This window comes from Kribbella sp. NPDC059898 (assembly GCF_042730855.1).
Taxonomy (GTDB): Bacteria; Actinomycetota; Actinomycetes; order Propionibacteriales; family Kribbellaceae; genus Kribbella.
Genome location: NZ_JBHWKR010000008.1, coordinates 348,136 through 362,251 on the forward strand (window position 1 = coordinate 348,136; position 14,116 = coordinate 362,251).

A 14,116-nucleotide genomic window follows, 5' to 3' on the forward strand; every position below is an offset into this window, starting at 1 on the left:
TCGAAAGCCGGACCTGGGTTTGTCGGACCGCTGGGAGAGCGGATGCGGCTATTGGTGCCCTGACCTGCGGCAACGGCGAACTCAGGAGCTTGAGGACCGCCGGGCTAGGTTTCGATAGTTGTCCACTCACCTCCACTCACTCGTCGCCGCGGTATGCCCGCGGAGGGCGCGGGCCGGGCTCGTCCGTCGTGTTGTCCGGGGGGGGGCAACCCCCGGACCCCGCCCGGCGGGCTTCGCCCCCGGACCCCCGGCCGTGGTTGCGTGGGCTGTCTACTCGCCTTGCTACTCGCCTTGCTACTCGCCTTGCTCGCCGAAGACCGTCTTCACCAGGCGGTCCAGGGCCGGCGGGAAGATCTCCAGGATGTTGGCGTCGGCGTCGCCCATGGTGATGGCTGCGGTGAGGGTCTTCTGGCCGTCGGCGGTGCTGTACATGAGGGCGCCGTAGCCGCCGGGGGCGCTGCCGTTGTGGTGGTAGATGGTCTGGGTGCCGGTGTCCTGGGCGAACAGGCCGAGGCCGTAGTTGAGCGGGCCGCTCTTCGGTTCCGGCGTACGCATCGCGGTCAGGAGCTCGGCCGGGAGCAGCTTGCCGCTCTGCAAGGCGGACATGAACACCTGGAGGTCCCGCGTCGTCGACAGCATGCTGCCGGCCGCGAAAAGCAGCGACGGGTTCTGCTCGGTGACGTCGACGACCTTCGACTCCTCGCCGTCCTGGTACCGGAAGTACCCGTGCGAGTGCGGGCCGGGGATGTCGGTCCGGTCGCCGGGCTCGATCGTGCCGGTCAGGCCGAGCGGCTTGATGATCCGGCTGTCCAGTTCCTCGGCGAGCGTCCGCCCGGTGACGGCCTCGATCAGCAGCGCCGCGACCGAGTAGTTCGTGTTCGAGTAGCTCCATTCGGCACCCGGCTCGAACCGCGCGGGCTTGCCCAGCGCGAACTCCACCAGCTTGTCCGGTGTGTACCCGCGCAGCCGGTTGTCCGCCCACTCCTTCCCGGTCGCGGGCAGCCCCGCCACGACCGTCCCGTCTGGGTAGTACTCGCCGGTGTAGTTGAACAGCCCGCTGGTGTGGTCGAGCAGCATCCGCACCGTGATCCGCTCGTCCAGCGCGAACCGCGGCAGCCGGCCGGCGACCGTACCGTCGAGCTCGAGCTTGCCCTCGGCCACCAGTTGCAGTACGACGGTCGACACGAACGTCTTGGTCACGCTCCCGACCCGGAACTGCTGGTCCGCGGGCGGCAGCTCGGCACTTCCGAGCTCCCGTACGCCGGCCCGGGCGACGTACTCGCCGCCGTCGTCGTGCACCCGCAGCTCAAGGCTCCCGAACCCGGCGTCGACGAACTCCTGCGCGGCCTGCTGCAGCTCCTGTACGGACATTCCCTGCTCCCCCTGAGAGTGATGTTTTCGACGGGGATCACTCTTGCCAGGGGCTCTGACACCGCACCGCCACGGCGCTGACGCGGGGCCGTGCACGGCTTTCGTACGGTGCGTATCGGAACCTGCCGTCACTCGTTGGAACCATGTCGGTGGTCGCGGGATTCTTAACCATCGGCTGGTGAGAACGGACTCCTCCAGGGCGGGTCGCGGCTGGTAGGGTTCACGGCTGTCGGTCGGCGCGATGACGCACCGGGTGTACCCGGTCACGGCATCTGTTCCGGCTGATGGAAACGGGGCAACAGCTCGGTGTGAAAGTGTGTGAGGCGGGTCCGCCCGGTACCCGCTCCGTCCAGTTGGGGAGGCACGTGTCCGTGGGTCGCCGACCGGCCTCGCTCAGCGGTTGCCCGCGTCCCGGCGTACCCCTCTCCGTGCTGGTGGTGGCTTCGGCGTGAGAAGTGGTGCGGACCGGCCGGCGATCTCCACCGGGCCGGCGTTGATGATTCCCGCCGGGTACCCCCGCGACCTGCCGAGCGCGCTGCTCCGGGCGGCCCGTGACTTCGGCGGCGCCGGCGTCGTCGAGATCGGCGCTGACGGGCGCGAGACCAAGCTCGACTTCCCGACGCTGCTCGAGCTGGCCGCGCGGATCCTGGCCGGCCTGCGCGCGAACGGCGTACGCGCCGGGGACCCCGCGGTCGTGCACTGCACCGAACCGGTCGGGTTCTTCGCCGCGTTCTGGGCCTGCACGCTCGGCGGCATCCGCCCGCTGCTGGTCGCCCCGCACCCGGCCGGCGACCGGACCGAGGAGGGTCGCGAGCGGCTCCGGAAGATCACCGACCTGCTCGGCTGGACCGTCCTGATCGGCCGCCCGTCCGACCTGCCGAACGACCTCGGCCTCCCAGTCCTCGACCCGGACGCGATGGCCGGCCACGAGCCGACCTCCGACTTCCACCGCCCGGCCGCGGACGACGTCGCCGTGCTGATGCTCTCCTCCGGCTCGACCGGTACGCCGAAGATGGTGCAGCTCACGCACCGCGGGCTGGTCGAGTTCGCCGCCGGTACGCCGGCCATGCTGCCGATCCGGCCCGGTCAGACCACGCTGAACTGGCTGCCGCTGGACCGCAGCGGCGCGTTCCTGCTGTACCACCTGCTGCCGGTGTTCACCGGGTGCACGAACATCCACGTCAACACCGACTGGGTGCTCGCGAACCCACTGCGCTGGTTCGATCTGATGGAGCAGCACCGGGTCAACCACTCCTGGTCGCCGAACTTCGGGTACCGGCTCGCGACCGCGGCGGTGGCGGGGGAGCCCGACCGGCACTGGGACCTGTCCGCGCTGCGCAGCCTGGTCAGCGGCGGCGAGCAGATCACGGTGCCGGTGATGTCGGAGTTCCTGCGCGTCACGAACCGGTTCGGCGTCGTACCTGAGACGTTCGTGGCGGCGTGGGGGATGACCGAGACGGTCACCGGGATCACGTTCGCGCGGCCCGGCCTGACCCCGAACGTGCACCGCGTCCGGATCCCACCGACCGGCGTCGTCGAGTGGGTCGACCAGCGTCCTTCGGCGGGCAAGGTCGCCGTCGCGCGTCCCGGTGCGCCGCGCGTCGAAGCGCCCGGGGTGCTGTCGCTGGTCTCGGTCGGGGCGCCTGCGCCCGGTACGACGGTACGCATCGTGGCGCCGAACGGCGCCGTACTGCCCGAGGGGCGGATCGGCCAGCTGCAGGTCGCGTCCGCGCGCGTGACCCCCGGGTACCTCGGGAACCTCGAGGCCGACCGGACGGCTTTCCCGGTGGGCAGCTGGCCGGCCCGCAAGTGGCTGGCGACCGGCGACCAGGGCTTCATCACCGGCGGCCAGGTCGTCATCACCGGCCGCGACAGCGAACGCATCATCATGTCCGGCAAACTGCACTACGCCCACGACATCGAATCCGTCGCCGCGACGGTCGTCGGCGCCTCGTCCGGCCTGGTCGCCGCCTGCGGAATCGCCGACGAAGAATCCGGCACCGACCGCCTCGTCGTCTTCTACGCGCTGACGCCGGACTCGGTTCCCGGCATGGATCAGGCCATCCGCAGCCTGATCCAGACCCGGCTGGGCCTGGTCGCCCAGGTCGTCGGCGTACCCCGCCGCGACTTCCCGACCACCCCCGGCGGCAAGATCCTCCGCCCCCTCCTCAAACACCGCTGGCTCGACGGCACCCTCGAACACGGCACCCACCCCCACGTAGAACCCGCCGGCGCCACCCCCGCCAGCGGCCCCACCGGCCAGGGCCCGTCCACCACCCCCGAAACCACCCCGTACGCCGACGAGGACCCGTCCGAGCGCACCACCGAACTACCGACCGTCGGCCTGGCCTGGAAACGCGAACTCCAGCAATCCATCCCCACCCCACCCCAACGCCCCACCCTCGGCACCCCCACTCCCACCCCGCCACCCTCGCCAACCCCCTCCACCCCCACACCATCCACACCTGCCCCGCCCGCGCCATCCACACCCGCGCCACCGGCCCCCTCAACCGCCCCGCCCGCCCCTGCGACCCCGCCACGGCCCGCGCAGTCACCGACGCCGACCTACGCCCCCGCGCCGCCCCGCGACCTCCCCGACGCACCCCCGGCCCCCACCGAGTCTCCCGAGACAACCCCATCGGCCGCCCCATCCTCCGCTCCGGCGCAGTCCCCTGAGTCAGCGCCGTCGACCGCGGAAACCACCCACCCCGCCGCACCCACATCCCCCTTCGGCCCGTCACCCTCCACGGCTCCGCAGCCCCGCCCCACACCTGCCGAGCCCGCGACGTCCGAGCCAATCTCCGCAGACCCAGCGCCCGCCCAACCATCCGAGCCCGCGCCCGACGCGACCGCCTCGGACGCAACGGCCCCCGAGGCAACTTCCGCAGAGTCGGCGCCCGCCCAACCAACGACCTCCGAGCCCGCGCCCCCCGACGCGACCGCCTCGGACGCATCGGCCTCCGACGCACCGGCGCCGATCGACGTACCGTCCGCGGCTTTCACCGCCGACGAGCCCGCCACCACCGAACTCACCCGCATCACCGATGCCACCCCACCCCCGACCACCTACCGGCCGGCCACTCCACGCCCCGCCGCCGCGGACCCGATCGGCCCCACACCCCTCACCAACAGCGCACCCACCACCAACACCACGGCCCCCGAGGCCTCGGACACGTCGGACGCCACGCACCCGGCGGACGTGGACGTGGACGTACCCAGCGGCTCAGACGCATTCAGTCGCCCGGCTGCAACCACGCCGGACGCAACCGACGAAGCAGCCGCGACCGACGAAGCAGGTACGTCCGACGACGCGGGCGTGACCGACACCCCCAGGGCAACCGACGGTACGAACGCAACCGACAGCCCAGAGCTCTCCAACCCACCGGCCAACGCGAACCGCCCCGCCAACGCGGACCCCGCCGTTGACACGGACGCAGCCGACGACACACCCGGTACGAACGACGCGATCGCAGAGACCGCCCTCGCCGACACCGAAGCGAACGCGGGAACCGCCGAGGCAGAAGCGGACGCAGCTCCCGGCGACGACGACGTCGTACCCGATCGCGCGAACACCAACGCAACGCCCACCGTCGACGCGGACGTACCTTCTGCGGACGCGATCACCACAAAGCCAACCGCAGCTGACAACCACAGCGCCGCGAACGACGAGTCGGACGGACCCGAGCCCCACGCGCCCTCCCATGCCCTGACAGCAGACTCCAACGAGGAGCCGTCCGAGGACGCCCCGCTCGACGAGGCTCATGCTCGCGAGGACGAAAGCGCACAGGTCGAGGAAGCCGCACGGGACGAGGAAAGCGGCCGGGGCGAGGAAGGCGGCCGGGGCGAGGAAAGCGGTCGCGAGGAAGCCGCGCGGGACGACGGTCGTTCGGAAGATGCTGCTCGCGACGAGGACGACGCGTTCGTTGCCGGGGACGAACCTGCTGCCGACGAACCCGACACAGCCGTCGCACCGGCTGAGGCAAGCGCCGACGCACACGGCGCCGCAGCTGTAGACCAAGCTGACGTATCTACCGCACAGAGCGAGGCAGACGACGCCAACGTCGACGCGACTTCAACACAAGACGACGTACCAGCAGACGAAGCAACCCCGGCAGCCAACGCGACTGCCCCGACTGCCGCCGACGCCACCCCGGCAGTCGACGATGCCGACCCGCGGGTCGCTGACCATGACCCGACCGACGGCGTCAAGCCAGCTGATGGCGATGCGGGTGTCGAGTCTGGTGATGAGGCTGGGCGTGCCGACGAGCCTGAGACCGCTGTACTGCGGGCAGCCGTCGGCGTGAGCGACGCCGTACCCTCCGACGACGCGTCGGCGATCCACGAGAGCGCTGCCGACGCCGGGTCGGCTGATGGCGATGCGGGTGTCGAGTCTGGTGATGAGGCTGGGCGTGCCGACGAGCCTGAAACCGTTGTACTGCGGGCAATCGGCGATGCGAGGAACGTCGTACCTGCCGATGACGAGACCGCGATCCACGAGAGCGCTGCCGACGCCGAGTTGGCTGATGGCGACTCGTCTGGTCGTGCCGACGAGCCTGATGCCGCTGCACCGGGGGCAGCTGGCGACGTGGCGAACGTTCTGCCTGCCGATGACGAGACGGCGGGCCACGAGGGCGCGGCTGTAGTCGCGCGCGACGAGAGCGCTGCCGACGACGACCCTCAGGGGCGGACGGGTGGTGGTGAGGCTGATCGGTCTGCAGCTGAGGACGGATCTGTTCTCGAGGCTGACCCGGCTGATGCGTCCGATGCGGATCCTCAGTCGTTGGCTGTGGATGCGGCCTCGGTACTCGCACGGGATGAGGAGCGTGCTCACGAACGCGACGGGGCAGCCGAGCAGGTGGTGGCTGTCGATGCGGAGGACGTAGCTGCTGCCGGCGGTGCGGGTGGTGCCGAGGGCACTGCGGTGGTTGTCGCGGGCGAGGCGGTCGGTGAGGGCGCGACCGGCGGCGAGGTCGAGGGTGTCGGCGAGGCCGAGGTTGGCGCAGAGCCTGAGGTGGTTGGCCGGCCGATTGCTGGCGATGCGGGCGACGTACCTGCTCCGGATTCGGAACGTATCCACCAGAGTGACCAGGCAGGCGAGCAGGAGCCGGCGGTCAGCGGTGGCGGCGTAGTAGCTGAGCCGGGTGCCACGGTTGCGGACGAGGATGAGGCGGCCTCTGCGCTTGGTGGCATGGTCGGCGAGGCGGGAGTCGCGGACGGTGCGTCGAACGCTGCGGTTGCCGACGGCGAGTCGGATGTTGCCGGGGACGGCGACGGCGACGAGGTTGACTCGGTTGTCGCCGGGGATGAGGGCGTTGAGGAGATCGCGTCGGCTGTCGCTGGGGAGGAGGCGGCCGACGAGGCCGGCTCGGCTGTGGCCCGGGAGGTGGGCGTTGGCGAGGTCGCTGGGGGTGACGGGGGCGACGAAGCCGGTTCGGATGTTGGGGGATCGGAGCTGGCTGGGCGGGCGGTGCTTGGGGATGCGGGCGACGGACTGGACAGTGGGCGGGATGACGACGGCGCGGGCGCGGAGGGGTTTGCCGGTGACGGTGAGCTCGCTGGTGCGCAGGGTGTTGTCGCGGGCGCCGGGGATGCGGACTCTGCTGGAGAGGTTCGCGATGGTGTGGATCTTGCCGACGATGGGGTCGGGGCTCTAGGGGCCGAAGAGGCTGAGAGCGCGGGGGACTCTGAGGACGCCGAGGTTGGTGCCGAGGCTGATGCTGAGGGTGGTACGTCGGGTGTGCTCGACGTGGCTGGTCTTGCGGATGGCGGAGGCGCCGGGGATGTTGGCGGCGCGAGTGGTGCGGGCGATGTTGACGGTGCTGATGACGGCGCGGGTCGTGCAGTTGGTGTTGAGGGGGAGAGCGCCGCTGTAGGTGTTGGTGCGTTGGTGGCTGCGGGTGTGGGGGTTGGGCGGGCCGGTGGCGAGTTGGAGGGTGCCGGTGGGCCCGAGGTGGCGGGCGAGGCTGTGGTTGGGGGTGCTCGGGCGGTAGGGGGTGTTGAGCGGGCCGGTGTGGTGGAGCCGGTCGCTGTAGTGGGGGTGGCTGGGCGGTTTCCTGGGGCCGAGACGCTTGAGGGGTTCTGGGAGAACCTTGTCGGGGGTGTGGAGAGTGTGCGGCGGGGGATGCCGGACACGGGGGACGGGGTTGTCGCGGTCTCGGGTGTGTTGGAGCATGTCGAGGCATTCGACGCGAAGTTCTTCGGGTTGAGTGATCGTGAGGCTGAGCTCATGGAGCCGGCGCAGCGGTTGTTCCTCGAGGTTTGTCATCAGGCGTTGGAGCATGGCGGGTACGCCGGCACGTCGGATCGCGTCGGCGTCTTCGCCGGCTCCGGCATGAACCTGTACAACCGCCAGCACCAGTCCCGCGACTCGATCGCCACCCGGGTCGCGTACCGGCTCGGTCTGACCGGTCCGGCGATCGGCGTACAGTCCGCGTCCTCGTCGTCGCTGGTCGCGGTCCACCTGGCCTGCCAGGCCTTGCGATCCGGTGACGCGGACCTCGCGCTCGCCGGTGCCGCCGCCGTACAGGTGCCGCAGGCAACGACCTACCACCCGACGCCGGACTCCATCCTGTCGCCGAGCGGGCACGTGCGCGCGTTCGCCGCGGACGCCGACGGTACGGTCGGCGGGAACGGCGTGGCCGCCGTACTGCTGAAGCGTCTCGACCAGGCCCTCGCCGACGGGGACACGGTGTACGCCGTGATCCGCGGCACCGCGGTCAGCAACACCGACGGCAACCAGGTCGAGCTGGTGGAGCGGGCGCTGCAGCGGGCCGGGTTCGACGCGGACTCGGTCAGCTACATCGAGGCGGACGGGATCGGCAGCCCGGCCGCGGACGCCGCCGAGGTGAAGGCGCTGACGACGGCGCTGCGCCGGCACACCGACAAGGTCGGGTTCTGCACGATCGGGTCGGTGAAGCCGAACATCGGTCACCTGGACAGCGCCGCGGGCATGGCCGGTCTGATCAAGACGATCCTGATGCTGCAGCACCGGACGCTCGTGCCGACCATCAACGTCACCGAGCCGAACCCGGCGCTCGTCCTCGACGGCAGCCCGTTCGTGATCGGCACCGACGTACGGGAATGGACCGTACCGTTGCAGTCCGGCGGTACGACGTTGCGCGCCGGCGTCAGCGCACTGGACCCGAGCGGCACGAACGCGCACGTGATCCTCGAGGAGGCGCCGCGGCAGATCCGCCGCGGCGACGACGGCCCCGTCGTACTGCCGCTGTCCGCGCCGGATCCGGACGCGCTCGCCGATCTCGTCGAGCTGTACCGCACCGACCTCGACCACGGCACCGGCCATCGGCTCATCGATCTTGCCGGTACGGCGGCGCTCGGCCGGCCCGCGCACCGGTACCGGATCGCGGTCGCGGGTGGTACGGAGCGGGAGCTGCTCAGCGCGCTCGGTTCCGCGCAGACGACCGAGGTGCCGCGGGGCGGGCCGGGTCCGCTCGGGTACGCGTTCACCGGGCAGGGCGCCGCGCGACGCGGGATGGCCGCGGGGCTGGCGGCGCGGTTCCCGGTGTTCCGGTCGGTGCTCGACGAGTGCGACCGGGTGTACCACGAGGAGACCGGCGGCAGTTTGAACGAGCTGCTGCTCACCCCCGCGGCTGGGACGGAAGGCGTTTGGCCGACCGAGACGGCGCAGCCCGCGCTGTTCGCGTTCGAGGTGGCGTTGGCTCGGCTGTGGCAGTCGTTCGGCGTACAGCCCGCGCTGGTCGTGGGGCACAGCGTCGGGGAGTACGCCGCGTTGTGCGTCGCGGGCGCGCTGTCCGTCGCGGACGGCGTACGGCTGACCGCCAAGCGCGGCGAGCTGATGCAGCGCGGAACGGTGCCGGGGGCAATGGTCGCCGTACGGGCGGACGCCGATCGGGTGCGCGAGATCGCCCGGACCGCCGGCGTGGAAGTTGCCGCAGGCAACGGTCCGCAGTCGTTCGTGCTGACCGGGTCCGAGGTGATCGTCGGGCAGCTCGCGGCGCAGCTCGACCAGTTGCAGGTGGCATGGCAGCGGCTGGACGTGGACCGGGCGTTCCACAGCTCGTTGGTGGACCCAATTTTGTCGGACTTCGCGGAGATCGTTCGCGAGATCACGCTGAAGCCGTTGCGGACGCCGATGGTGTCGAGCTGGTCGGGTGATCTGCTCGAGTCCGGGACGGTGCTGGACAGCGACTACCTGGTCGGTCAGTTGCGGCAACCGGTGCTCTTCGGGGACGCCGTCGAGGCGGTGACCGCGGCCGGGTGCCGGCGGTTCCTCGAGCTCGGGCCGGACGCCGTACTCAGCCCCGCCGGGCGGCGGATCGCGCCGAACAGCACGTGGATCCCCGCGCAGCGCCTCGGGCAGGACCCGGTGCTCGCGACGATGAACGGGCTGGCCGAGCTGTACGAGCAGGGGACCGAGATCGCGTGGGCCAAGGTGTACGCCGACGGCGGGCGGGTGCCGCTGCCGACGTACCCGTTCCGTCGGGTGCATCATCCGGTGGATCCGTCAGTGACGGTGCTGGCCGGTCCGGGTACGGCGGTTGCCGGGGGCGACGTTGCGCCGCGGCTGAACGCGTTCGAGCGGGCCGCGCGGGCGCAGTCGGTGGTGTTCGAGCCGCCGTCCAGTGCCGCGGTGAAGCGGATTCCGCTGGATCCGCCGGTGGAGCCGGAGCCGGTCGAGGCTGTTGAGGCGGAGGACGCGTCGCCGTTCGCGTTGCCGGCGGAGACGCATGTGATTGATGCGGACTATCTGGCGCAGGCCGGGTCGCTGCCGGGGGACGAGGGGTCGGCGGAGCGGTACCGGGAGTCGCTGGACGTCGTACTCGATCTGACCTGTGAGGTGCATGGGCTGGATCCGTACGACCTGACGGTGGACCACACGTTCGCGGAGCTGGGGGCTACGCCCGCGTCGATGGCGCCGGTGATCGACGAGCTGCGCAGCCGGTTCGAGGTGGAGCTGGCGCCGGATGATCTGTTCCTGACGTTCACGACGCCGCACAAGCTGGCAACAGCGGTCGCAGTCCAGACGGCGGAGGCCGAGAAGCCGGTCGGCACGCCGGCCGACGACACGTCCGCTGGTACGCCGGCCGGGGGTGCTGCGGCCGGTGGTCCGTCGGTTGGCGGTGCTGCCGCTGGTGATGCTGCGGTTGAGGGTGCTGGAGCTGAGGGCGCCGAGGTTGAGGGTGCTGCCGCTGGCGGTGCTGCGGCTGGCGGTGCTGCGGTTGAGGGTGCTGTCGCTGGTGGTGCTGGAGCTGAGGGCGCTCAGGCTGGTGGAGCGGCGGTTGGTGCTGCTCACGGCGCAGGTGTTGACGGTGTGGGCGCTGACCGCGCGGGTGCGGCTGCTGGCGGCGTTGGGTTTGATGGTGCTGAGGTTCACGGCGAGGGCGTGGACGGGGCGGGCGCTCGCGGTGGGGATGCGGCGGCGCGGGATCCGCGGGCGGCGCTGGCGGTACTTGGGTCGGGGCTCGCGGAGCTTGCGGCGAAGGTGGATGAGGCCGCAGCTGCGACGGGTGCGGCGGAGCTGCCCGGGAGTGGGATGGCTGCGCTGATGTCGCAGCAGTTGCGGGTAGCAGGCCAGCTGGTCGACGGCGTCACCAAGCTGATGCGCGAACAGCTCGCACTCCTCACCGAACAACCCACAGACGACCAGCCCCACGAGCTCGCAGCACCACATACGCCTGAGCCCGCCGCCGACGCAACCGCCGAAGCCGCTGAGCCAACCACGCCAACCACCAACCTGGCCGAGACCCCCGACGCTTCCACCGAAGGCGCATCCACCGCGGGTACGGCATCCGCCGAACGCGCATCCGCCCCGGGTGAGGCGTCCGCCGAGGGCACAACCACCCCGGGAGAGGCGTCCGCCGAGGGTGGATCCACGCCGGGTAGCACGCCGGCCGAGGGCGGCTCCACCTCGGTGGAGGCGTCCGCCGAAGCCGCATCCGCCCGGGGTGAGGCGTCCGGCGAGGGCGGATCCGTCGCGGGTGAGGCGTTTGCCGAAGGTGTACGGGTGAGTGCGGCGGGCGGTGCGATCGCGCTTGGTGCAGGCTCCGCAGGGGGCGGTACGACGGACACACGGGGGACCGGGCGTGAGGCGTCCGCAGGTGGTGCGCGCGGGGGTGCTTCGGGCGGTGCGATCGCGCTTGGTGCGGGACCGGCGGTCGGTGAGGGGGGCACGGACGAGAAGCAGGTCGAAGATGCGCGGGGGAGCGCGTCTAAGGCAGGCAAGAGCCGCGAGGGGGCTGGTCAGGGCAGCGGTGAGGTTGGTGGGGGCGCGGCTGGGGTGGCGCGTGCGGGTGGGAAGAAGGATGGTGACGGCGGGCTGGTGGTCCTCCCCGGGACGCCGGTTGTGGTTCGGGAGGGTGGGAAGAAGGATGCGGACGGGCGGGTGGCCATTCCTGGGACTGCTGTTGCGGTTCGGGAGTTGGGGGATCGGCGGCGGGATCTGAGCTACTGGGATCGGGTGCTGGCCGGTGCGCAGCCGTTGGTGTTGCCGGTGGATCGGGTGCGGGCGCCGGGGGACGACGCGGTGGTGACGGTACGGCGGGAGCTTGATCCTGAGCTGGGTGCCGCCGTGTTCACCTACAGCCACGAGCGGAAGCTCAGCCCGGCGATGACGATGCTGGCCGCGGTGGCGACTGTCCTCGGACGGTTCGCCGCGCAGGACGACGTGACGATCGGGTCGGCGATGGTCCGCCCGGACGACGCCCCGGCGGCGCGGCCGTTGCCGTTGCGGATCGACCTGTCGGGCGAGCCCGATCTCGGTGAGCTCACCGAGCGGATCCGCGACATCACCGCCGCCGCGTTCGAGCACGCGGGCGCCGACCTGTCGATCCTCGCGCGGGACCCGCTGTTCCAGATCCTGGTCGACTTCGAGGACGGCGAGGACGAGCTGCCGCCGCAGATCGACATACGGTTCCGCCTCACCCACGACGGCGACGCCATCACCTGTACGGCGGACTACCGGTCCGGCCTGTTCGACCGGCGCAGTGCCGAGCGCCTGCTCGCGTACCTCGAGGAAGTGTTGCGCAGGGCAACGACCCGCCCGGACCTCCGCCTCCCCGAACTCGTCCTCCCGCTGCCGTCCGACCTCGACGCGCTCCGCGAACTCGAGTCCGACGCCGACCCGGTCGGCCCGATCGGACGGGTACGGCGGGACGCCGTGGTGGCCGGCGAGCTCAGCGGTCTGCACACGCTCTTCGAGCAGCAGGTCGCCCGCACCCCGGACGCAATCGCTGTACTGCAAGGCGATCGCGAGCTCACGTACGCCGAACTCGACCGCCGCGCGAACGCGGTCGCCTGGCAGCTGACCGACCTCGGCGTCAAGCCGGGCGAGCTGGTCGCGGTCCGTGTTGCCCGAGGCACCGAAATGGTCGTCGCGGTGCTGGCCGTGCTGAAGTCGGGCGCCGCCTACCTCCCGCTGGATCCCGGCGTACCGGAGTCCCGCTGGGCGTTCATGGTGCACGACGCGGCCGCGGTCGCGCTGGTCGGAGATGACGCGGCGCTGGCGGACCGCCTCGGCCTCCGCCTCGTACCGGTGGCCGCGACCGACGGCGACGCCCGCGCCAAGCAGGCCCCGCCGGTCCGCGCGGCGGCCGACGACATCGCGTACTGCATCTACACCTCCGGTTCGACCGGCAACCCGAAGGGGGTCGTGGTCCCGCACCGCGGCCCGGTGAACCTGGTCCGGCACTACCTGCGCACCCGGCGGTCGCTCAGGACGTTGCAGTGGACCTCGTTCGGGTTCGACGTCCACGTGCAGGAGATGTTCACGACGCTGGCCTCCGGTGCGGCGCTCGTACTGATCGGTGAGGACGACCGGTACGACCCGGACGCGGTGGTCGCGGCGCTGCGCGATCACGACGTCCAGCGGCTGTTCATGGCGTTCAGCCCGCTGACCGCGCTGCTGGCGACGATGCGCCGGCTGCCGGAGCTGCCGGCGTTGCGGGAGATCGTCGCGGGCGGTGAGGCGATGGTGCTGACGCACAAGGTGCGGGACTTCCTGGACGCGCATCCGGAGTGCCGGCTGTTCAACGAGTACGGGCCGGCCGAGGCGTCGATCGTGACCACGATCCACGAGGTCGACCCGGCCGAGGACCGGCCGTCGATCGGGCGCCCGATCGAGGGTGTCGCCGTACGGCTGCTGGACCCCGCGCTACGGCCGGTGCCGGTCGGCGCGGTCGGCGAGATCCACCTCGGCGGCGCGGCCGTTGCCCAGGGCTACCTCGGGCGGCCGGAGGAGACCGAGCGCGCGTTCGTCGGCGACCCGGGGCATCCCGGCGCGCGGCTGTACCGCAGCCGCGACCTCGGCCGCTGGCGGGTCGACGGCACGCTCGAGTACCTCGGTCGCGCGGACGACCAGGTGAAGATCCGCGGTCATCGGGTGGAGCCCGGCGAGACCGAGCATGTACTCGCGGACCAGCCGGGCGTGGTGGACGCGGTCGTGGTCGCGCAGACGGAGCCGGGCGGTGACACCTGCCTGATCGGGTACGTCGTACTCGAGGACAGCGATCCCGCCGTATTGGCCCGGCTGATGCTTGACCTCGGCAAGGAGCTGCCGATCTACCTGGTCCCGGCGGACCTGATCCCGATCGAGGAACTCCCGCTGGACGACAACGGCCGCCTCGACCGCGACCGCCTGCCCGAACCGGAGTGGCTCCGGCCGTAGAACCGTCGTAGTTCTGCACCGTGGACAGGGGGTCAGGCCGGTGGCAGCCCCCTCCTGCCGCCACCGTCCGCCGTTCACGGTGCAGAACCCGCGTTCGATACC

2 protein-coding genes are annotated in these 14,116 nt (G+C 71.5%); one reads left to right on the top strand and one right to left on the bottom strand.

Translation table 11 applies throughout. The features are described 5' to 3' along the window. Nucleotides 1–294: 294 nt before the first annotated feature. Complete coding sequence (locus ACFV9C_RS26025; RefSeq protein WP_380197568.1) at nt 295–1,371, bottom strand: serine hydrolase domain-containing protein; 1,077 nt, start codon at nt 1,369–1,371, stop codon at nt 295–297. 448 nt (nt 1,372–1,819) lie between these two features. On the opposite strand from ACFV9C_RS26025, the gene ACFV9C_RS26030 reads away from it, so the two are divergent. Further along, entirely contained in the window at nt 1,820–14,014 is a 12,195-nt protein-coding gene (locus tag ACFV9C_RS26030; RefSeq protein ID WP_380197570.1) for an amino acid adenylation domain-containing protein, read from the top strand. Nucleotides 14,015–14,116 lie beyond the last annotated feature (102 nt).